The following is a 23,915-nucleotide window of genomic DNA, read 5'->3' on the forward strand; positions in this document are numbered from 1 at the left end:
CCTAACTCCTAGCTAACGCGCATATTTATAAAGATACGCTTAGGGGTTCTATAAAGTTTGAAACTATTTGTGACATTTTTAAAGTGAACAGGACTTACGCAAAGACACTATATATAGCGCATAGTAAATTAAGCGATGTAGCTGTCGCTAGGCTCCGCCAACGCTAAAAAAAATTATAGCGATCGCCAAGCTTTGCTGATTATAAACAATGCATCAAAACTTAAATAACAGTCATTTTAATTGTAGGATATTTAAGTTCATATACTAGATATTTAGACAATAGTTGATGTTTAAGATGATAAATAGTTATCTCTAAAATAGTTGCCATTTTTTTCAAATGATTCCAGACTAACATAGCACAAGCTTTTCTGTTTTTTTGAATTTTCGCCCGACGACATTGGCAAAATCCAAGTCCTGTTAATTGCTTAATTCTGGCGTGAAATTCTTCTATTTTCCATCTAGTTTGTGACTCAAATTCTACATCATCTGTAGAGGATTGACTCAAGTCATTAGTGGCAATATATTCTGTTCTGTTTGTCGAAACAGTAGCCCAGAATAGTTTAACTTTATTTGTCTTTAGGAAAACCTTTAATTTTAATGATTTTACCTGATACTAATTGCGACTTATTCCATGTTAAATCTTCCAATTTTTGATATTTTTTTACGCCCCCTGTATCGTCTACCAAACGATTGCTTTTTAACGGAAAATAGTAAACTTTACCTAAGTTATCTATTAAAGCCATGAGTCTTTGTGTTGCATAACAGCTATCCATTAATACTTTTTTTACTGGTATTTTCTTCTTGTTTACTACATCAATCATCATATCTTCTACATGATCTATTTTACTCTTTTCATCATTTTCTGGGTTATAAATCCTATAATCTACTATCCAAAATCTTTCTATTTTAGGATTAAAATATAAGCAATTTACTACTCCTATACCACGAACTACCCCATGTTCATTACCACTATACTGACGCTGGACAAGCTCAATTTTTTGGGAATATTTTTTATTAATAACTGTGGAGCGCAAAAATCAAATAATCATCTTCAGTAGTTAAAATCTCCTCTCTGACATTTTCCCACAAAACTTCTGTCCCTAAATCAATATTTTTCAAGTAACGATTAATTTGATCGTGGCTAATTTTTTCTAGATGGTCAGCAAGATTTGTTAGAGTGTAATTTGTCTGACTACTTATTAAATACTGACAATATTTTATATAATTAAAGTCCATGAAAAACTCTTCATCAAAAAAACTATGTTATTGTCAGTTATAATAATATCAGATAATCTATAATATAGTTGCTCAAAATTTTTCAGTAAATGATAATTTTTTGGTTGATGCGTTGGCGGAGCCTAGCGGCAGCTATATCGCAAAGGGAAACGGACTTTAGAACCCAAATATAGAAAGATAATTAAGGTTTAACACTATATATAGTGTCCTTGCGTAAGTCCTGGTGAACTTGGTATTCGATGGGGTATTTAATACTTTCCCCGGAATAATCTACTTTTTTATAGGAATACTACCTGATTCTATATGACTCCTCCCTAATTATTTATAACTATTAGACATATTCAATAATAAAGAATAAAATCAATTATCGCCCTCTTATTCATCAATTACGTTTAATTTCACATACAATAATCGCATCTACAGGGTTCGAGGATAGTCTAGGAAGTTGAGTTTCTTTCTTCTTGACACGCCCTAGAAATTAAGTCGTTGAGTCTGTTCTACTGTAGGGGCGATTCGCGAATCGCCCCTACGACTATTGACTACTAAATTGATAGTGAGGTTATTTAACCGAATTTGATATTATTCATCAATTCTTTACCCCTAATCCTTACTCGCTCTTTTCTGGAGATGTCTATTTATCAAGAACACTACAAATCAATTTACCCGCACCATTAGATGTAAACTTGACAATATTACCATTTTTGTTAATTTTCTGTTGAGTGCGACAATTATAAATTTCTAATGGTTTTTTCACACCATTAATACTAACCTCTGCTCGATATTCCCAATAGTTTTTAGCACTGCGTTTAATGCTGAGAATACAAATTTTGTTACCGTTATAGTTACGGCAAAAAGATGCTGCTGCAGGTGATGCAACAGCAAATAAAAATATGAATAAAATAATTGACAAAGTAATGTATTTCAAAATCCGTCCTACTAAACTTACCCAAACTTACCCAAACATGATTGCATGAGTTTTGGAGTTAGCTTCCTGTTTCACAGAAGACCACTGACCGCAGTCTGTAACTTATCTTCTCCACAGGCTTCAAATCGCTTGAAACTCAAGCTACTGACTTACATAGTTTTCTAGGTTGACAGCAGCATTAAAGTCTCTGTCAGCTTCAAAACCACAGTTACTGCATTCGTATCGTCTTGAACTCAATGGCATTTTCTGTTGATGCCCACACTGAGAACATAATTGAGAACTTGGATAAAATCTATCAGCTATCACGAGCTGGCTTCCATACCATTCACATTTGTATGTCAGCTGACCCTTAAACTCATAAAAACCACAATCTGCTATAGCACTTGCCAGTTTATGATCTCTTGGTGCGCGTTCCCTCTCTTGGTCAGCATTCCCTTGCGCCTGTCGGCGGCGCGGGGTCTGACCGCTTGCGACTGTCGTCGTCGCGGGGTCGCACCGCTTTTTGAGCATTCCACTTACATTTAAATCCTCTATCACTATGGTGCTGTGATTTTTAGCTAACCATGTTGTCAGTTGATGAAGTGCATCTGCTCTGATATCTGCTACTTTTTTGTGAAGTATGGCAAGTCTTTTTACGGCTTTATATCTGTTTTTTGAGCCTGGCTCTTTTTTGTTGACACGGCGTTGATAACTCCTTAGTCGTTTTTTAGCTTGCTGATAGGCTTTACGGTTGGCAAAGGGTGTGCCATCGCTACAAGTTGCCAGAGTATTTATGCCTACATCTACACCGATAATATCTCTTTGTTTGGCAGTATGGGTTGGTTGATTATCATATTTAAAGCTAATGTACCAATTATCTGCACGTTTAGATACTCTCACATTTTTAACTGGTACAGATGGTAAGATTTCATAGGTTTTTATTATTCCTATTCTGGGTAGTTGAATATAGTTTCCTTTCAGGATTTTAATACTTCCTTCTAAATAGAAGCTATCTTTTTTCCCTTTTTTCTTAAACTTAGGAAATCCACGCCCCCGAATAGTTAAAAAGTTTTTGAATGCCTTTTCTAAATCTCTTAATGCTTGCTGAGGGGCACACTTTGATACTTCATAATACCAGGGATTTTGACTTTTAACTTCAGCTACTAAACGTTTATGCAAAGTAATTGCACTAGGGCGTTTTTTTGTTGATTCATATTCAGAAATACAAGTAGCTAATCCCCAGTTATAAGCATGACGGGCTACACCTGCGTGCTTGGCAAGTATTGTTTTTTGTTTGTTGTTAAGTTTTAACTTAGTCTTTATTGATTGCACAATCGGTACTATACCTCCAATAAATCTATGACATTGATTCTATTATATGACAAAGAATGTCTAGTTATGTACAATCAAGTCCAATTATTTGACTTCAGTAGTTAGCCCCAAATTTGTCTGCTACATTTCCAAAAATCAGAAGGTGCAACTGCACCCCCTGATTTTGATTAATTCTAACCCAACATGAAATTCTCAGCAGCTAACGCTGGCGCACCTTCTAATGTAGCAAATTGACCGCCACTTCCGAAACCAGGAACAGTACCATCAATATTATAGTACAAGTTACCGCTTTCACTACTGTAAACAATCCATCCTTCTGATGTAGCAGCATCAGCATCACTAGCAACAACAGCAAAATTTTCTTGTATATCCTCTGTTGTTTCAAATGCAGTGAAGGTTACAGCCTCAAGTTCGATTAAATCTTCTGCTGCATTAAAGTCAGTTATGGAATCAATGCCTAACATATTTGCATCAAATACTTCATCAGTATCGAAGACAAATAGATCGGGATCTGCTCCACCTGTCAGGATATCATCTCCTTGTTCCCCATTGAGAATGTCTGCTCCTTCACCACCTGCGATGATATCGTCACCTTTTCCACCACGGAAAGAATCGTTGCCTGCACCACCATTCAGAACATCAATACCTAAGAAACCTTGTAACGAATCGTTACCAAAATTACCATTGAGGGTATCATCTCCTTCTAGTCCGTAGATATTGTCATCACTATTACCCCCATCAATACTATCATTTCCTATAGTACCAATTATATTTCCTGCGAAGAAATTTCCACCCCGGACTTGAAATATCTCGCGGGTGCCTTCTTCATTTTGAACAAATAAAACTGGTTCGCCCCGTTGATTACCAGGAAGGTCAGCAAAAGTACCAGATAGATTTGTGATATCACCTTCAGGGGTAAATGCAGCAGCTAGCTCAACTGGCAGCTCGGACTCTCCTGCTTCGGCATCATCATCGTCACCGTCATCATCATCATCATCATCATCATCACCCTCTACTTGACTCATTTCCATGCCTTCCATGCCTTCCATGCCTTCCATGTCATCCATGTGTTCCATGCCTTCCATGTCATCCATGTGTTCCATGTCATCCATGTGTTCCATGTCATCATCACTATGTTCGCCATCACCATGTTCGTCATCGCCTCCGCCATGTCCACCATGGTGTCCTCCTGCGGTGTAAGTCCAAATCTTCACCTGTTCATCACCCTCTGCTAACTGTTCGCGATCGACAGCCAATGTTGTAATGTTAGCATTATTACCTTGAACATTAGTATTAAAAGCATGATCGTCCAGATCGAAATCTTCAGTAGGAGGGTTATCATCTTCAGGTTCGGGTCGCTGAAGGACATAACCAGAAGTAATCTCAATCTCCCCTGTATAATCCTCTCCATAAGGACTAATACCTTCTTCAAGTCCTTCCGCTACTACATCACTGAAATCAATTTCTTCACCTGCTGCGATCTTTTTCTCAATATCAATACCACTCAAAACCGTTAATTTGCCATGATTAGTGATATAGATATCCTCAAAGTTATCTCCAGCAGCATCTCCCACCGCTACATTCAGATTATTCTCTAAATCATCATCATCAGACACCAATCCATCAATAAGTATACTGGTAAGCAGCTCAAAATCTTCACCATTATAGATTTCAATCAATACCCCGTCTTCTGTCACGATACCCGTAACTATGTCAGTAAAGCCATTCCCAGTAATATCACCAGTAGCAACAGAGCCTTTTTCCCCTTCAATACTATCTACTCCTTGGAAAGGATTAAATTCAGCAATTTGTAAGCTAGTATCATTACCATCAACATCTAGTATGCCTTGTTCTTGTAGATTAAATAATGACCTACCATCAAATACTCGAACTGTATGATCCCCTTCAATCTCCATAGCAACAACATCAGTGGTATTATCAGTAACGTTATTACCTGCAAACGGTAGCAAAGAGTTAACATCATCAATATCAATATCTACCCCACCTGTAAAATCTGAACCAAAAGGATTCAAATTAAGGCTTGGTCCTGTGACACCACTACCCCGGAGTAGTTCTATACTTGTACCATCAGCATCTCCCTCTTCATTGCTCAAACCCAACCAAGTATCATTTGTATTCAGAATCACTCGGACAACTGCCATCATACCCGCATCTTCATGGAACAGAATATGGCAATGGTTAACAAAGCTGCCATCATAGTCTTTGAACTGCATATACATTCTGACTAAGGAAGCGTTAGCACCAAATTCTGCTGTACCGTAGGGGTTTGTTTCTGTGACTGTACCATCCTGATGAGTAGGAGGTAGAGCAATGGTATCCCCTTCTATGTAAGGTAGATAAGTATTGTCTAAATCTGCGAGTCGCTGACCGTTAATATCTAAAACTGTAAAAGGATTTTGGTGAATATGGAATGGATGCCATTCTAGGAGCGGAATATCTGGAACACCCTCTGGGAAATTTTCTTCACTTAAACCAGAGATGTTAAAGACATTCCATATTTCCGCTGTACCTAACATTGGCAGGGCTATTGGAGTCTCAGTTCCCGGGAGAAAATACCCACCATTAATTCTGTAAGTTCCCTCGAATGTCTCTACCTCTAAGTCATCTGGATTATTACCTTCGGCGATCGCCCCACCAATATTAGCACTCCAGATATATGTACGTTCCCGATCTACACCAACACCATTCTCGGCTGCATTGACCCTGTCTATCAGTGATTCGACTCTTTCTTCTAGGCTATCATAAGCTTCTGGAATTGGAGCAGGAGCTGTTTCTGGACCAGTTACATCAAAAGTCATCAAAACCTGGGGTCCCCAAGTATAGTGACCGTCATCAAATCCTTGAGATTCCGTACCTTCTGGCAATTTAACCGTCATTGTCTGGATCAACTCTGGGCTATCTTCACCAACAATTTCTGGGGTACCATTAGACAGCAAATAATACTTACCTGGTTCGGTAAAAGAATGATCTATAGTTATCCGTTGCCCTGGTTGGAAGATTGGTGAATCCTCCATAGTCCTGCGAATTTCTTCTGTCGCCCGACCTGGAAAAGAGTCACCATCAAGACCCACATAAGTCATATCCTGAAGTTCGAGAGTCACCTCCCCATCAGGACCAATCTCTTCTTTGTATAACTGAAGAACATGGTGAGAATTAACATCTGAATTTAGGAGCGAAAATGTTTGTAACTCACCAGTTTCTAATTCAAGTGTGGGGTTGTATTGACCATTAATAGTGTGAATAACGTTTTCTGCTGGTGCCTCTAAAACACCACCGCCATATTCAAATATACCGGGATTATTTGTACCATCCTCATTTCTACCCAGGGGTAGTTCGGGGTCATAGAGAACTGGTTTAGCGTTATAACCTATAAATACAGCATCCGATAGTTCATAAATTGGCAGACCATCATCTGTAAATCCTTCGGTTCGTACAGGTGTACCCGCAGGTAATGGAATATCACTTTGGTTGAGGGGGTCATCTGGTGAACCTGGTCGATCTACTTGCTGAATCCCAAAAGTATTAAGGGTCATCAAATAGAAATTTTCTGAGGTTGGGTCCCATTTATCTAGGTCTGGTTCATTATAGCTTGGTAAGACTTCCAGTACACCTACTAACCCTGCTGCTAGTTGAGTATTGGTATATCCATGAAAATGAGGGTGATACCAGTTCATACCCAGAGTTTGGTCTGTGGGAATCTGAATATCATATTCAAAGGTTTCTCCAGAATCTAGTAAATGTAGAACATTATCACCACGACCTAGAGGAGATGTATGGTAACCATGGGTATGTAGGTTAGAAAATGTGTTGGCTGGAGTATTTCCTGCTTCTTCTACCTTAGATAAATTATTTGTCAGAGTAATTTCTACTTTGTCCCCAGGTTCACCAATTAACGTTGGCCCAGGAATCTTGATCTCAGAAGTTGTACCGTCAGGAGCTGTACCCTGATAGCCTCTGAGTAGTTCATAAGGAGTGAAGCTAGGTAGAGTTTCTCCATTTTCATCTAAAACGGGTAGTCCGGTATCAGGATCAAGACGAGGCAACCACGGTACTAATCCATCTGCTGACCTGAGAACCCCTAAACCTTCTATCTCTAATTCATCTAACTCTTCCATCGAGAGTTGTGCTTCTAAGACCTGATCTGGACCCCAGCTCGAAAAGAAATCTCCAGTGTTTCCCTGTGGGTTATTTTGCCACTCTTCAATAGGGTTATAAAAGGGAACTACTACATCTGGGTGAGGCAATACATCAAGATAACCTTCTGGATCGAAGCCTTCACTCCATAATTCAAAATTTTCTTGACCAATAATTTTTGCGTCTCTTAATGCAACGTCAGCCATAATTAATTATTTATACTCCGTAAAACTGATACAATGAGTCACAGTAAAGTGATATTTAATGCTATACAAAATGTTTTCTGTAAGGTTCCTACTGCTATTACCAAGACTGTCGGCGGTATCTCTTCCACAGACATTCACGGTTAAGCCAACCAAATTTTTTAAATTAACCGAGGTATTCAAGTCTCGATCGTTATGATGCTTAATCCAACCTCCCACAAAAAATCAAAAACAATTAATTTAACCTGATAGGACTTGTGTTTGCTATTATTTGCCATTATTTGATTTTCTGTCAGGCTTAAGTTGCCTTTTTTAATTTACTCAAAAAAGCATTATAGGTATTGTTTGCTTCGATACAGATTAAGATTATCTAAATATAACAACCTAGGCACTTAAGAATTTTGTAAACATTGAAATAGAATTATTTCACCTCAAAAAAATTAGTAGTTGGGAAACCTAGAGTGCTTTAGCTAGATAATATCAAATCCAGCAGTATCGTTACAGTTCATATATTGTAGGGGTTTGGAGACTAAACATCTACCAAATTTAGAATTTTTTCCTATTTTAGAATCTTATTCTCCAAAGTAAGCGGACTTGAACTGAAATTGCAGTGTTCGTATTTGAAGACAAGCTCTGATAAAAACAGAGACTGTATTCACATTGCCGCAATTAGAGCAAGTTTTAGAGCTAGGGAACTATCATCCATCAACGATGATTAGCATGGGCTTCCTATTTTGTTTTTGACTCCAAATTAATTTCCACTTAAATACAGCCCGTTACACAATCAATTTTAAGCTACAAAGGTACATATATTGTACAACATTTTATTGCACAAATGTTAAACTTCTTTAATAAATATGTCTGTTTATTTACTGCCAGTAAAAATAACATTTAATTCTATAATTGTTTATAGTATTTTCTCAGATAGTATTGAGAATATAAAAAAATAAATTAGATAAATAGATATTAGGTAAGTCTTTGTCAAAAAAACTTTTATTTTTGTTGATTTGATTGTATAAAATTTTAAAACAATTGATGTATCTACATTCAAATTAAAAATATCTAAAATGTCATCCCCAAAAACTATAGTAATTCTATTTTATCCCTACCCCAAATCTTGTCTTCTTTGGAGAATAGGGAATATAAAATGAGGCAATAGGGAAGGATTTTGAAGTTTATTTCTAGTTTTTAATTATTACAACTCATTTGGAATGAAGGCGTTGCTGATTTTAGGTATAAAACTCATATTTGTCAGATATTGAATAGTTCTTAATTAACTATAAAGGATATCTATAAACGACCATTATTCAGCAAAAACTCTTTTATACTTTATGATTTCTAACTCCTAATTTCACCATTTTATACGTTTATTCAGCAACGGCAGGATTCCTATATAACTATTGGGATCAATGCAAAAAGTTTTTCTGAGGCAACTGATATTAATTATTGTATGAAAATTATGGTAAAGTATCAGTAGCAAATACGTGACTTCAAGTTATATTTTTTTACTTCTTATCAGAGAAATCGAGTATAATTTCTATAATGAGAAGTACAAAGATGTTTGGGGTTCAAAGAATATCAACTCAGAGATAAAAAACATTGAAAAAGACATTTTATTTTGGTATTTTGTAGCTATAGAATCTATTTGGGATCTCGATCCCAAAACAGGAAGCCCGATACAGCAGACAGGAGAGAAAAGGTTTTTGATAACTTTACTTTTTGTTACATAGTTTGTTTTTTGGTAGTCCTGCATAGTAATAGTGAGAATATACATTTTTTTCCTACACTCCCCACACTTCCTATACCATAATTATGCACCACCATATGTTTTTTTCCTGCCTATCTACTTACTAAAGATTTGCTTAAGCATTAGTACCGCTTACCCTAGCTACATTATTACTAAATTACTAACTGGAGTTGCTATGACTTGATCGCTTATCCCACAGTTCTTTAAATGAATTACCACCAAAAATAAAAAAAATGTGAGTTAAAGATGATAATCTAGTTGATAGTAAAGAAATTTTCTGGCACAAATCTATTGGGTTCATCCTTGAGAAGCTGAACCAATAAATGAGTCAGGAATATGGACAATGAATTACTTTGTCCACAGTATCTTGAATCAAATAGAGTGGCCATCATCTGCCCACTCAATAGTTAATCAGTTTCTAACAGAATTAGATGTTCAACTGTGCCAGAAAGCGATGATGCTAGGCAACGCTAATGCGAGCGCAGTCCTGAAATAAACAGAAAAGACCACAGCAAGTTAGAAAAATTAAACAGATAACTATGGCATACAAAAACGCAGTATTAGACGACAAAGCACTGCAAGAGGGCTTAAATAGTATCAACCCAAAATTTGGGGACTTTTGTACTCGTGTAGCAGGTGAAGCATGGGGTCTACCAATAATAGACCAAAAAACCAAAGCTCTAATTACAGTAGCAATAGATGTGGTTAATCAAGATCATGTAGGTCCGGGAAACCCATTTGGCGCTCATGTTAAGATGGCAATGTCTCAAGGAGCAACTTTTGAAGAAATAGAGGAACTGCTGGTATTCACCTGTGTTTATGCAGGATTTAATAAAGCAGCAGGTTGCTTCGGCGCTCTCGGAGAATTAAAAGAGGAATTAAACGAATTATTCCCACCAAAATAATCATAAGCATTTTGATGGGCATCGGTTAACTGGAAGTATTATCAATTTGTTCTGTAATAGATGAATTTGCCAGAGAACTAAGTAACAGACTGTGCTAGCATGGTTCTCGTTGAGTCAAAAAGCTAGACTCATAAGCTTCAAAAATGTTTGGGTCAGTTCAGCAGAACGTGTAGATAAACTCGTAATATCTGAAAAGCAAAGGCAGCAAACTATGCTATCAACTCTGATCAAAAAAGGAGAAATTGCCGACTATTCTAGTCGTGACCAGGAAGCACAAGTCGCTTTCTATGTTCTCCTGTGGAAAAGAAAAGGAATAACCCTCGAACTATTTGATGACTATTGGAGAGATGTTCACGGACCAGTTTGTGCCCGTCTACCAGGTCAGTACCAATATTGGCAATTTCATGTTGCCCATAATGATGGGGGAGTATGGCCTAGTATAGGAGACTTAGTAGGTGCTTCTTCTCCAGAAGAAAACTTTGATGGTATTGCTGAATTAACCTTCAAAACAGTAGAAGACCGCGAAACATGGTTCAAAGCGGCAACTATTTTGATGGATGATGAGCATAATATCTTCAGCAAAGCAATAGGTTATAATACCAACCCTGGTAACTCTATAACCTTCAAAGATGGAATAGAAAATAGTTCTCCTAATGGCCATCAAGGGTTAGAAAAGTACCACTGCATGATTAGGAAAGCTGATGGAGTAAGTGTGGATGATTTTCGCGCATATTTTAAAGAGAGGTTTGCTCCAGCTTTGGCCAAAATGCCTCAAGTGTTGAAACTACGATTACATTTATTTGAGGAAGTTGATAACACTAGGCCAGATGCAGGAGGAGTATCCCACTCTGAAGCACCAGAACTAAATTATCAAGCTGCAGTAGAAATAGCTTACTGGAACCGCTTAGAGTTAGAACTACTTTTTGTATCTAAAGAATATCAAGAGTTAGTGAGTGAACACAGTAAGTATGTCAGACAAATAAGACCATTTCCAGAAAGAAGTGCTTACACATTTGTCAATGATGGTAAAATGACCCTGGCAGGTCAACGAAGCTCAACAGTAGCACAGTTAATTATGGATATTGGAGCTGCCAATCAACTACAAGATGATGTAGTGGATCTAATATTGACTAATCATTTGACTCATTAATTCTTACTTTCAACCAAGTAAAAAAATAACTAACAGGCATATTATGGCGCGTACAAGTTACTATAAAGATTTAACAGCAGATTACTCTAGAGCTGTTCCAGTAGCTGCTGATGTTGCAGCAAAGATGATTGCTGATGCTGAAAAAATCTGCAAGATGAAAGAAGCAACATTACCAACGATCGGACCTGACTATACATTAGAACAAATAGAGCAAGAAAATAAAGATTGGTGGCCTACTCATTGTGAAGCTTTGAGACAAGGACGCGGTGATATCTTAACAGATGAATATCGGGAAGATTTAGTTTATTTGTGTCAAGATGGACCTTATCAGGGTCTAGAACAACAAAAAGAACGGGAACAGCATTGGTGGGCGTTGATTTCTCAACCTGGAGTCATTATGTGCTGGCCAATAGTTATGTTTTCTGGAGAACATACATACTTTGAATGGAAAAGTGTGGATCTCGAAACTAATGAAACTATCGCTAAGGGAAATGTAACTTGGGTACGTCGAGGTCACAGAGGTGGTTGTTACTTAAAAACTGAACAATTAACGTTCTATCGGGATGTATTTGCAGCAGCAGAACTCCTGAAATTGATTACTACATAAAACTAAACATTTAGATACTTAGAACTTAAGGGAGTTGATTATAATTTCAATCTCCCTGTTAATTGTTTTTATATAGCGCTACGCGCAAGTCAGAAGTCAAAAGTAATCTCTGAGTGAGTTTTTCCTTTTGTGGTTATTGGGTTAGCATGACGGGAAACAAGCTGCTATCCTCAACCCAACCTACCACCTAGAAAAGTCTGAGTCCATTGTCAGAGTTGGTATTTAAATTCAATATCGGGAACCTAAGTTTTTTAGCTGAGTTGAAACTAATGAGGAGTATATAGATAGCTATTTTTTTATTAGACGACAAGCTGTAAAATTATAGTTATTCATAAATCTTGGCTAATCAATTTATGTAAATTCATTCGTAGATTATACGCTATAAAGAAAATCAGGAGCAAGAAAAATATGGCAACAGCAACAAAAGGTAAAATTGGAGTTTTAATTGAAGACCATTTCGATTCTACAGAATATCGTAAATTTAATGAATTTTTCCCCACAAAAGGCTATGAAGTAGAATATATTACCCATTTATGGGGACAAAAAGAATTACATTTTGGCTCTAACCCAGAGAATAACGTTGTGGAAGAACAAGTTACAGTTACTACAGAAGTAAATGACGTTAATCCCTCAGAATATAAAGGTATCATCTGTATTGGTGCTTATGCAACGGATAGGTTGCGTTATCAGGTAAACCCCAAAAAAGGCGAAAAAAATCAAGCACCAGCAGTAGCATTTCTCCGCAACGCTGTCAATACAGAAAAAGTTAAATTAGGAGCAATTTGTCATAGTTTATGGCTGTTTTGTGCTGACAATGAAATGCTGAAAGATAAAAAAGTCACCTGCGCTCATAATATCATTTGTGATGTAGAAAATGCTGGAGCAGATGTAATATTTGATGGAGACCAAACAGCAGATTTAGTGATTGATGGTAACTTAATCACCGCAAAGCACCCTGGTGTCACAGATGAATTTATGGAAAAATTTGTGGAAGCGATCGAAGCTAATGGATAATGGATAATTGATAATTAGAGATAGTTTTCATTATCCTTTATGAATTAAATCAAGTACGGTTTTAACCAAAGGTAATTATCTATTATTCACGATCAATTAATGAGACACCCAGACAAAAAACCGGGTTTATTGCATTTATTGTTTTCTGAATGCGAAATTTTGATAAACCCGGTTTCTGCATAAGTCCTAATTAAAAAATTGTAAACACAGTATTAAAGATAATCAAAACATGAGTATCCCAGTAGAGTTTACCTTCTCCGACCTGATCGCCGGGTATGTTACCAAGTACGACTCAGGCACAGATATTTTTGGCATCAAAACAACTGATGGGAGAGAATTTCAAGCCCGACTATCCCCCACCAGTTATGCGAAACTGGTACAAAACTTAGATGAAGCATACCCAGATGCTACAGGATCTATGCGGTCAATGTTAGTACCTGGTCGCTATCTATTCACTTATGGAGTATTTTACCCAGATAGTCCCATATTTGAAGCCAAACAAATAGTATTTGTCGGTCGCCAAGCAGACGACTACATATTTGAAAAACAAAACTGGTGGGTAGACCAGGTTAGGTCTCTAGCTAATTTTTATGTCAAAGCTCAATTTGGTGAAGAGGAAATAGACTACCGCGACTATCGCACAACCCTAAGTCTATCTGGTGCAAAATCACAGGTAAATTTCCGTCAAGAAACTGATACCATCTCCCGAATGGTTTATGGGATGGCTACAGGATACATGATGACTGGGGAAGAAATTTTTCTAGAAGCAGCAGAAAAAGGGACTGAATATCTGCGAGACCACATGAGGTTTGTGGACTTAGACGAAGGTATCGTTTATTGGTATCACGGTATTGATGTACAAGGCGAACGGGAACAGAAAATTTTCGCTTCAGAATTTGGCGATGACTACGACGCTATTCCCGCTTACGAACAAATTTACGCTCTTGCTGGTCCGTTACAAACTTATCGCCTCAATGGTGACCCTCGGATCATTGATGATACGGAGAAAACGATTAAGTTATTCAACGACTTTTTCCTAGATAAAAGCGATCGCGGTGGTTACTACTCCCACCTAGATCCTATTACTCTAGATCCAGTGAGCGAGTCATTAGGGCGGAACAAAGGTACAAAAAATTGGAATTCTGTTGGTGACCATGCACCAGCATATCTAATTAATCTTTGGTTAGCAACAGAAAAACCAGAATATGCAGATATGCTCGAATACACTTTCGACACTATTGAAAAGCGTTTCCCAGACTACGAAAACTGCCCCTTTGTTAATGAAAAATTCTTTGAAGACTGGAGTCCAGACCAGACTTGGGGATGGCAACAAAACCGGGCAGTAGTTGGTCACAACATGAAAATCTCCTGGAATTTGATGCGGATGAATAGCCTCAAACCCAAGGATGCTTATGTTAATCTGGCAAAGAAAATTGCTGATGTGATGCCAGCAGTGGGTAGTGATCAACAACGAGGCGGTTGGTATGATGTGGTAGAAAGAGCATTAGGAGAAGGTGAAAAGACTCACCGCTTTGTTTGGCATGATCGAAAAGCTTGGTGGCAGCAAGAGCAGTCTATTCTAGCTTATTATATTCTGGCAGGAGTTCTAGGAGATCAAGAATATCATCGGTTAGCGCGGGAAGCTGCTGCTTTTTACAACGCCTGGTTCCTTGATACAGAAGATGGTGGGGTTTATTTCAACGTTCTTGCTAATGGTATTCCTTTCTTGGCAAGTGGTAATGAACGGGGTAAAGGTTCCCACTCCATGAGCGGTTATCACTCTACAGAATTATGCTTCCTTGCGGCTGTTTATACTAATCTCTTGGTGACTAAGCAGCCAATGGATTTTTACTTTAAGCCTATTCCTGGTGGGTTCCCTGATAATATTTTGCGAGTATCACCTGATATTTTGCCTCCTGGTAGCATTAAAATTGGCTCTGTAGAAATTGATGGTCAACCTTACAGTGATTTTGATGCTGATAAACTTTTTGTGAAGTTGCCTGAAACTAAGGAGCGGGTGACAGTCAAGGTAAATATTGTACCGAACTGATTAAGTTATATCATCTCCGGTTGAATACTTATGCCTTACCAGGCGTAGTGGACTGAAAAAAAAACTAAAATGGTGCGTTATACCATTGGGGGCGGGTTCATCTGATTTCAGGTTAAGACTCGTTAATTTAAGGGGGAACCCGCCCCTACTATTGCAATATTTTAGGGGTGTCACGCCAGTAGTAGACTAACACAGCTAAATTTAGTGCAAAATTTGTAGAGTGCGTATTTACGGTTAACATTTAGACTGTGAAAGGCATTTAACAAATCATTCTAACGCATAATTTTAATCCTGTGGATAAGCTCCACTAACATTCCTCAACCTAACTTACATCTAAACATCTGAGTATTATTACACTAAATCAAATGGCAATCGAAATTAATATTAAAACAGAAGAAGGAATTAAAGTAGTAGAACTAAGTGGGGATATTGATGCTAACACAGCACCTGATGTTCAAAAACAAGTTGTACCCCTTGCTGAACCAGGTAGCAAAATTCTGATGGATATGACCAATGTGCCATATATGTCTAGTGCAGGGTTACGAATGTTACTATCATTGTATCGACAAACAGAAGCCCAGAAAGGAAAAGTTGTATTAGCAGGGCTTTCTGAAGAACTTCAAGATACTATGTCTGTGACTGGGTTTCTAGACTTTTTTATAACTGCTGAAAAAGTTGATGAAGGAATGGAAAAACTCAAGGAATAAACGAACTAAACCAAATAAGCTACCTATGGATAATTAATAATTAATAATTAATAACTGGAGATTACAAAGTTCTTACAAAAAACGATTTACTTATCTGACTGAAAGTATTACGGGAAAAAGCTTACAGTACCTACTAGTTATGAATAAAGAGTTTCTAACCTTGAGATTGCTGAAAGCCTTAGCTAGCAATAGTTATTCCCAGAACTTCGCACTATCTAGTTAATAATTAATTATTAGAGATACACCATGTGCAACTTTTTCCAAGCGAGAAGGTTTAAGGCGTTTTCATTATTAATTATCCATTATCCATTATCCATTATCCATTATCCATAAGTCATGTTACAAGAGCGTATTGATATTCATCCTACCCATAATCACGGTGATTTTAAACTGCGTAGGGGAAATCCTTTTCCATTCGGTGCAACTATGGTAGTTGGAGGAGTCAACTTTTCTATATTTTCTTCTCATGCTACATCCTGTACATTGGTCTTGTTTCAAAAAGGCGCTCTAGAACCAATGGCGGAAATTCCTTTTCCTGAAGAATTTCGGATCGGGAATGTTTATTGTATGATTGTCTTTGACCTTGATGTTGAAAACATCGAATATGGCTATCGCATGGATGGACCAAATAGTTTCCATGACGGTCAATGGTTTGACAAAAGTAAAATTCTTATGGACCCCTATGCTAAGGTTATTGGGGGTCGGGATGTTTGGGGAGAAATACCAAACTGGGATGATCTTTATCAACACCGAGCCAGAATAGCTTATGATGATTTTGACTGGGAAAATGACCGCCCACTGGAAATTCCTCCACAAGATCAGATTATCTATGAAATGCACGTTCGCAGTTTTACTGCTCATTCCTCTTCTGGTGTTAAACATCCGGGAACATTTGCTGGCATCCGAGAAAAAATTCCTTACCTCAAAGAATTAGGTGTTAACGCTGTTGAGTTAATGCCTGTTTATGAATTTGATGAGTTTGAAAATTCCCGCCCTAGCCCTATAACAGGGGAAATGCTCTACAATTATTGGGGTTATAGCACAGTTGGATTTTTTGCTCCCAAGGCAGGATATGCAGCTACCGGCAAATTGGGAATGCAGATCGATGAGTTAAAAACTCTAGTCAAAGAGCTGCATAAAAATGGCATAGAAGTAATTCTCGATGTTGTGTTCAACCACACAGCAGAAGGAAATGAAAATGGTCCGACAATTTCTTTCCGGGGGATTGACAATAAGACATATTATATGTTAACGCCCGAAGGTTATTACTATAACTTCAGTGGCTGTGGTAATACTATTAACTGTAATAACCCCATTGTGAGAAATGTGGTATTAGATTGTTTGCGCTATTGGGCAAGTGAATATCATATTGATGGTTTCCGGTTTGATTTGGCTTCAATTCTTGGACGTGACCCCTGGGGCGCACCATTAGCAAATCCTCCACTGTTAGAAACTTTGGCTTTTGACCCAATTTTAGCTAACTGTAAGTTGATTGCAGAAGCTTGGGATGCAGGCGGTTTATATCAGGTGGGTTCTTTCCCTGCTTTTGGACGTTGGGCAGAATGGAATGGTAAATATCGCGATGCTATTCGCAAGTTTATTAAAGGTGATTGTACTGTAGGGGAAATGGCACAACGGATACAGGGTTCCCCAGACCTCTATGCTTGGCAAGGTCGCGCACCCGCAACATCTATTAATTTTATTACCGCCCATGACGGTTTTACTTTAGCTGATATGGTGTCCTACAACGATAAACATAATGAAGCTAATGGTGAAAATAATAACGATGGTGCGAATGATAACGAAAGTTGGAACTGTGGTGCGGAGGGTTGGACTGATGATCCAGGAATAAATGCTTTGCGTAGCCGTCAGATGCGAAATGCGATCGCAATTATGATGGTTAGTCAAGGTGTACCGATGTTGTTGATGGGTGATGAAATAGGGCGGAGTAAAAATGGTAATAATAATACTTATTGCCACGACTCGGAACTAAATTGGCTGAACTGGGAATTTCTGGAAACTAATGCTGAGTTATTTAGGTTTGTGAAAAACTGCATTGCATTTCGGAAAGCTCACCCAGTATTGAGAAATCGTAACCATTTCCGAAATCAAGATTATGCTGGTAGTGGGAATTTAGATGTTACTTGGCATGGTACTCAGGTTTGGAATGCTGACTGGTCTTCCCATTCTCGGACAATTGCTTTTATGCTTTGTGGTAAACACGCTAAAGAAGCAACAGAAAAAGATAATGATATTTATGTAGCAATGAATATGCACTGGGAAAGTATCTGGTTTGATATTCCCAGTTTATCAGATGGGAAGAAGTGGTACGTTTTTGCTAATACTGCTTGTAGCTCCCCAGAAGATGCTTGGGTACCAGGCACCGAACCTGTGTTAGATAATCAGCAGGGGTTATTACTTGGCGATCGCTCCGTAGTTATTCTGGTAAGTAAATAAACTCAGAAATGATATTATAAAGAGGCCAAAAATTTCACCCCCTAGTGAAATTGCTAGAAAATCAAAAAATCAACAACAAAGGAAAAATTATGGCTTTTACAGCAACCCTAGAAACAATCAAAGATAACATTGCTAAAATAACATTATCTGGAGAGCTAGATGGGGCTACAGCTTCTGACTTTAAAACAAAAGTAGAGGAGGCAGCAGCTACAAGCCCGAAAAGACTTGTTTTGATGATGCAAGACCTAGAATTTATGGCAAGTGCGGGTCTACGGGTATTGATTTTTGCCAAACAAAAAATGGGAACAGGTGTTGATATTTATATGGTAGGTGTTCAAGAGACAGTAAAGGATACTATTACCAAAACTGGCTTCGATCAAAGTGTTTATTTGCTGGATGAATATGATGCAGCGAAGATAGAAGCTTAATTAATAACCTATTAGAATCTGCCATATCCTGAAAATTTGCTAAACAAAAGGGTAAGTGGACATGGCAGATTTCCTTAATTAAGAAAACCTGATTTTTCCCTACTTTTTTCCTCCAATACTATCTTAATAACAAGTATAGAATCAACATGATATTATACATCAGAGAGCTAGGGCCAAGGTGCAATTATTTCCCAGTCATCAGTACCTAGCCTCTATATTATTAATAGGCTAAGAGTATTATCAGCAATGGGATCTACAGAAGAAAACCTGAGAGAAGAACTAGATTTGCTGCGACAGGAGATGGCCAAAGTCACAGAAGAACTAGCAGCCTTCCGACTAGCTCAAAAAGTATTAACAGAAGTAACGACAGGATGCTCCTCTAGGCCAGGAGGAATTATTAAAGCTGCTTTACAAAAAACTTTGGATGTTTGTGCTGATGTAACCTCTACCGAGAAGGGAAGTTTATTTTTATTAGATCCTGCATCTAAGAAAATTGTAGACGCTATTCTCACTCGCACTGAAGTAACTCCCGAACAACGGACTAAACTAATAGGTAGTGTTTTAGATAAAGGGTTGGCAGGTTGGGTAAGTCGTAACCTTGATATAGGATTGATTAAGGATACAGAAGACGATGATCGTTGGTTAACTTTACCTAATCAACCTTATATCGTTCGTTCAGCATTGGGTGTTCCAATCATCAATGGTCAAGATTTGCGTGGTATTATTACTTTATTGCACTCTGAGCCTAATCATTTTACTCCGAGAATGGCAGAGTCAATGCTAGCTACTGCTGAACAAATAGGGTTAGTTCTGGAAAATGCAAGACTTTATGGACAACTAGATACTTATTCTAAAGCTCTTGACCATGAATTAGAAAAGGGTAGACAAATTCAGATAGATTTTCTCCCTTATGATATTCCTAAGTTGGATGAGTGGGAAATAGTTGCTTGTTTCCATCCCGCCAAACAAGTAGCAGGAGATTTTTACGATGCTTTTCCTCTTGACAATGATCAAATAGGGTTAGTGATAGCGGATGTTTGTGATAAGGGAGTGGGTGCAGCATTATTTATGGCTTTATTCCGCAGCTTAATTCGCATATTTTCTTCTCAGGAAAATAAATTACAAGAAACTACAACTTCAATAATTAATTTGGCTCACCATAAAGCTCTTCAAGCTGTTCGCCTTACGAATGACTATGTTGGGCAAAACCATTGGCAAATGAGTATGTTTGCTACATTATTTTTTGGGGTGTTAGATCCAAATACAGGTTTACTCAGCTATGTGAATGGAGGACATGAACCACTTTTTATTATTAATCAAGACGGTATAAAACAGATGCTAAATTCTACCGGACCTGCGGTAGGGATGATGCCAAATATGAAGTTTGAAATTAAAGAAGTTCAGTTAGAGCCTGGAGAAATACTAATAGGTTATACAGATGGCGTAACTGAAGCAAAATCACCGGAGGGAAAATTATTTACAGACAAAAAGCTAAAAGAACTGGTGGAAAAGCCTGCTGCTTCTGCATCAGAATTGATAGAGCGCATTAAAAATAAGTTGTTTGATTATATGGAAGATGCAGCACAATTTGATGACATTACAATGTTAGCAGTGCGGAGAAATTAACTAAAACCTTTAGCAAAAAATAAAAAGAAGGAGTATTTATGGAAGCATTAATATTACCAGGAAAACTAGATAACTTAGGACAAATTCGTCAGTATGTTAAGTCAGCAGCAACAGAAGCAGGTTTAGAAAAGAAAGCATCATATAAATTATGTTTAGCAGTAGATGAAATAGCAACAAATATTATTACTCATGGCTATGATGAGAATGGATTAGAAGGAAAAATATCTGTAGAAGCTAAAATAGATGAAAAAAGTTTAACCGTTTATATTGAAGATACAGCAAAACCTTATGATCCTACTACAAAAGAAGCACTTACGGAAGAAGACTTAAAAAAAAGAATAGAAGAGCGCCCCCCTGGTGGTTTAGGAGTTCACTTAGCTTATCAAAGTGTTGATAAATTTATTTATGAAAATATAGGCGATCGCAATCGTAATATTTTAGTTGTGAATAGGACTACAACATAATAATATGAAATACGTTAATGTTTGCTACTAAAAATTGATAGGGAGATGGGGAGATGGGGAGATAAGGTGATAGGGTGATTCGTAAGTATTAAGTAGCAGAAATTTTTTGTATTTCATACTAAGAATAATTTTACTTAATATGCTAAATCAAAACTACTTACAGTACTTTTTAGGATGATGAGGTACAGTTGAAGACTAATTTCTCTTCCCTATTTACTAAAGTGATAAAACTTTGTACCTGACTAACTCCGAAACTGCTGTTAAACCAGGTGACTTACTACAATTTCACCTAGTTGCTGTCTGCGAGAGTTAGATGCTTTTAAAAAAGGAGTGGAAATTTGGCGGTCGCTTGGGTATCAAGTAGAATATTTACTATAATTTAATGATATTAGAATCTTCAAGGTGGGTATAAATTAACTAAAACTATTTCTAAAAAATTCAAAAAAAGGAGCATTTATGGAACCTTTAAAAGTACCTGGTAGCCTAGACTCTTTACAAAAAATTCGTCAATATGTGGCCTCAGCAGCAACAGAAGCTGGTATACAAAAAAGAGGATATAAATTATGTTTAGCAGTAGATGAAATAGCCACAAATATTATTACTCATGGCTATGAAGAGAATGGATTAGAAGGAAACATATCTGTAAAAACTGAAATAGATGAAAAAAGTTTAACCGTTTATATTGAAGATACAGCAAAACCTTACAATCCTACTAACCCAGACATATTAGAAGAAGAAATTTTAACAACAAAAAAAAGTTTAGAAGAACGCTCTATCGGTAGGTTGGGAATATTCTTGATCTATGAAAGTGTTGATAGATTTATTTATGAGAAATTAGAATCGGGAAATCGTAATATTTTAGTTGTTAATAGGACTACAACATAATAGGAATAATTGTACTGAATATGCTAAATCAAAACTACTTAAAACCAGGTGACTTAGTACAAGTTATTTCGCCTAGTGGCTGTCTGCGAGAGTTAGATACTTTTAACAAAGTGAGTAGAAAGTTGGCGATCGCGTGGCTATCAAGTGGAATATTTACCATGATTTGATGATATTTGAATGTTAAAGGTGGGTATAAATTAACTAAAACTATTTCTAAAAAACTCAAAAAAAGGAGTATTTATGGAACCTTTAAAAGTACCTGGTAGCCTAGACTCTTTACAAAAAATTCGTCAATATGTGGCCTCAGCAGCAACAGAAGCAGGTTTAGAAAAGAAAGCATCATGTAAGTTATGTTTAGCAGTAGATGAAATAGCAACAAATATTATCACTTATGGTTATGATGAAGTTGGATTAAAAGGAAATATATATCTGGAAACTAAAATAGATCGGGAAACTCTCGCTATTATTCTTGAAGATACTGGAATACCGTATGACCCGACAATAAGAGAAACTGTTACAAAGGAAACTTTAAGAAAACTTTTAGAAAAAAAAGACCCAGGTGGCTGGTGGCTGTACTTCATGATGGAAGGTGTTGATGAATTTAAGTATGAAAGAGTAGGCGACCGAAATCGTAATATTTTAATTGTGAATAGGACTAAAACATAATAGAAATAATTGTACTAAATATGCTAAATCAAAACTACTTAAAACCAAGTGACTTATTACAAGTTATTTCACCTAGTGGCTGTCTGCGAGAGTTAGATACTTTTAACAAAGGAGTAGAAATTTGGCGATCGCGTGGCTATCAAGTAGAACTAACTCCTGGCTATGATCAGCAATGGGGTTATTTAGCAGGTACAGATGAAAGTCGTCGTGGTCAATTAGCAGCAGCTATTAATAATAAAAATATTAGTGGGATTCTTTGTGCTAGGGGTGGTTATGGTGGTACTAGGTTACTCGAAAATTGGCAATGGCCACCAATATTTACACCTAAATGGTTGATTGGTTTTTCTGATATTACAGCCCTACTCTGGACTTTTAGCAAGCTGGGCTTTCCCTGCGTTCATGGTCCATTATTAACTACTTTAGCTGGCGAGCCACAGTGGTCAATCCAACGACTGTTTGATTTAGTAGAGGGTCGTCCCTTAGAACCTTTAAAAGGAAATGGTTGGGGTGGTGGTCAAACGTCAGGCCATTTAATGCCAGCCAATTTAACTGTAGCTACTCATTTATTAGGTACCAAGTATCAAGCAGATTTGAGTGGGACAATTTTAGCTTTAGAAGATGTGAATGAAGCTCCTTATCGTATTGACCGAATGTTGACCCAGTGGCGGATGGCTGGTGTTTTACAGCAGGTTAAAGGTATTGCTCTGGGGCGGTTTAGTCAGTGTTCCCCTGGACGAATGGATCGTACTGAGTTTACTGTGGAGGAAGTATTACGCGATCGCTTGGCTGATTTAAACATTCCTATTGTGTCTGAGCTTCCGTTTGGCCATGATAGCCCTAATGCTGCTTTACCTGTGGGAGTCGAAGCTCATCTTGATGGAGACGAAGGTATTCTAGAAATTATCAGGAATTAAGGAATTTTTATATCATGTCTGGCTGAATAGTTAGAATTAAAGTTTGTAGTAGGGCTTCAGCCCTAAATTATAGGGTAGTGGTGTACAAGTATTGATATTCAGATAAAAAGTGAACTAGGGTTAGAGTATTCTTTTAAAACCTAGAATTTGGGCACTTTTCTGTTCCCTGTTCCCTTCCTTGAGGCTAAATCACTACATCTACAGGACTACCAATTATAGATAGGGCTAAAGCCCTACTACAAACTAAAACTTTTTTATCATGGATTATCCGAACATCATATTAGTTAGCAATTATCATATTTGACTACTTCCGACTTATTTCATTGTTATGGGAGTAGGATTTCTAAGTATTCTTCATCTTTTCCCAAGACTTAGGAATGAGGATTTTATTATCTACACAAGTTGAATTGCTTACAGCGGTTTTCATATTAATAAACCACAATGATACTGACTCCTTACTCCTTA

17 protein-coding genes and 1 pseudogene are annotated in these 23,915 nt (G+C 37.4%); 14 read left to right on the forward strand and 4 right to left on the reverse strand.

Annotated features, from left to right (window positions below):
• Nucleotides 1–220: 220 nt before the first annotated feature.
• The 4 genes and pseudogenes from ACP6PL_RS05425 to ACP6PL_RS05440 form a co-directional block, all read right to left on the reverse strand.
• Nucleotides 221–1,236, reverse strand: a pseudogene (locus ACP6PL_RS05425) (IS701 family transposase).
• A gap of 631 nt (nt 1,237–1,867) precedes the next feature.
• Nucleotides 1,868–2,161: a hypothetical protein gene (locus ACP6PL_RS05430; protein WP_426543343.1), complete on the reverse strand. Its 294-nt coding sequence runs from the start codon at nt 2,159–2,161 to the stop codon at nt 1,868–1,870.
• Between the two features lie 141 nt (nt 2,162–2,302).
• Nucleotides 2,303–3,472, reverse strand: coding sequence for an RNA-guided endonuclease InsQ/TnpB family protein (locus tag ACP6PL_RS05435; protein WP_426543345.1), 1,170 nt, complete (start codon nt 3,470–3,472; stop codon nt 2,303–2,305).
• Nucleotides 3,473–3,645: 173 nt separating this feature from the next.
• Complete coding sequence (locus tag ACP6PL_RS05440; RefSeq protein WP_426543348.1) at nt 3,646–7,833, reverse strand: multicopper oxidase domain-containing protein; 4,188 nt, start codon at nt 7,831–7,833, stop codon at nt 3,646–3,648.
• A gap of 2,283 nt (nt 7,834–10,116) precedes the next feature.
• On the opposite strand from ACP6PL_RS05440, the gene ACP6PL_RS05445 reads away from it, so the two are divergent.
• The 14 genes from ACP6PL_RS05445 (at nt 10,117) to ACP6PL_RS05510 (ending at nt 23,450) form a co-directional block, all read left to right on the forward strand.
• On the forward strand, nt 10,117–10,482 hold the full coding sequence (locus ACP6PL_RS05445) for a carboxymuconolactone decarboxylase family protein (RefSeq protein WP_293138849.1): 366 nt from the start codon (nt 10,117–10,119) through the stop codon (nt 10,480–10,482).
• Nucleotides 10,483–10,693: 211 nt separating this feature from the next.
• Nucleotides 10,694–11,632, forward strand: a complete 939-nt coding sequence (locus tag ACP6PL_RS05450; RefSeq protein WP_426543350.1) for an EthD domain-containing protein — start codon at nt 10,694–10,696, stop codon at nt 11,630–11,632.
• A 43-nt stretch (nt 11,633–11,675) separates the two neighbouring features.
• Complete coding sequence (locus ACP6PL_RS05455; RefSeq protein WP_426543352.1) at nt 11,676–12,239, forward strand: hypothetical protein; 564 nt, start codon at nt 11,676–11,678, stop codon at nt 12,237–12,239.
• Nucleotides 12,240–12,647: 408 nt separating this feature from the next.
• Nucleotides 12,648–13,253, forward strand: coding sequence for a DJ-1/PfpI family protein (locus ACP6PL_RS05460; protein ID WP_426543354.1), 606 nt, complete (start codon nt 12,648–12,650; stop codon nt 13,251–13,253).
• Between the two features lie 229 nt (nt 13,254–13,482).
• Nucleotides 13,483–15,303 (forward strand): AGE family epimerase/isomerase, encoded by a 1,821-nt coding sequence (locus tag ACP6PL_RS05465; RefSeq protein ID WP_426543356.1) that lies wholly within the window; start codon nt 13,483–13,485, stop codon nt 15,301–15,303.
• A 365-nt stretch (nt 15,304–15,668) separates the two neighbouring features.
• Entirely contained in the window at nt 15,669–16,010 is a 342-nt protein-coding gene (locus ACP6PL_RS05470; RefSeq protein ID WP_426543358.1) for an anti-sigma factor antagonist, read from the forward strand.
• Between the two features lie 336 nt (nt 16,011–16,346).
• Entirely contained in the window at nt 16,347–18,467 is a 2,121-nt protein-coding gene (gene glgX / locus ACP6PL_RS05475; RefSeq protein ID WP_426543360.1) for a glycogen debranching protein GlgX, read from the forward strand.
• An 89-nt stretch (nt 18,468–18,556) separates the two neighbouring features.
• The gene (locus ACP6PL_RS05480; RefSeq protein ID WP_426543362.1) at nt 18,557–18,895 is read left to right on the forward strand and encodes an anti-sigma factor antagonist; all 339 of its coding nucleotides are present in this window, start codon (nt 18,557–18,559) and stop codon (nt 18,893–18,895) included.
• 246 nt (nt 18,896–19,141) lie between these two features.
• Nucleotides 19,142–20,521, forward strand: coding sequence for a GAF domain-containing SpoIIE family protein phosphatase (locus tag ACP6PL_RS05485; RefSeq protein WP_426543364.1), 1,380 nt, complete (start codon nt 19,142–19,144; stop codon nt 20,519–20,521).
• A 38-nt stretch (nt 20,522–20,559) separates the two neighbouring features.
• Nucleotides 20,560–20,985: an ATP-binding protein gene (locus ACP6PL_RS05490; protein WP_426543366.1), complete on the forward strand. Its 426-nt coding sequence runs from the start codon at nt 20,560–20,562 to the stop codon at nt 20,983–20,985.
• A 456-nt stretch (nt 20,986–21,441) separates the two neighbouring features.
• The gene (locus ACP6PL_RS05495) at nt 21,442–21,870 is read left to right on the forward strand and encodes an ATP-binding protein (protein ID WP_426543368.1); all 429 of its coding nucleotides are present in this window, start codon (nt 21,442–21,444) and stop codon (nt 21,868–21,870) included.
• Between the two features lie 20 nt (nt 21,871–21,890).
• Complete coding sequence (locus ACP6PL_RS05500; RefSeq protein ID WP_426543370.1) at nt 21,891–22,037, forward strand: hypothetical protein; 147 nt, start codon at nt 21,891–21,893, stop codon at nt 22,035–22,037.
• A 73-nt stretch (nt 22,038–22,110) separates the two neighbouring features.
• Nucleotides 22,111–22,536 (forward strand): ATP-binding protein, encoded by a 426-nt coding sequence (locus ACP6PL_RS05505; protein ID WP_426543372.1) that lies wholly within the window; start codon nt 22,111–22,113, stop codon nt 22,534–22,536.
• A 20-nt stretch (nt 22,537–22,556) separates the two neighbouring features.
• Nucleotides 22,557–23,450, forward strand: a complete 894-nt coding sequence (locus ACP6PL_RS05510; protein ID WP_426543374.1) for a S66 peptidase family protein — start codon at nt 22,557–22,559, stop codon at nt 23,448–23,450.
• Nucleotides 23,451–23,915 lie beyond the last annotated feature (465 nt).

This window comes from Dapis purpurea BLCC-M126 (assembly GCF_050015975.1).
Lineage (GTDB): Bacteria > Cyanobacteriota > Cyanobacteriia > Cyanobacteriales > Microcoleaceae > Trichodesmium.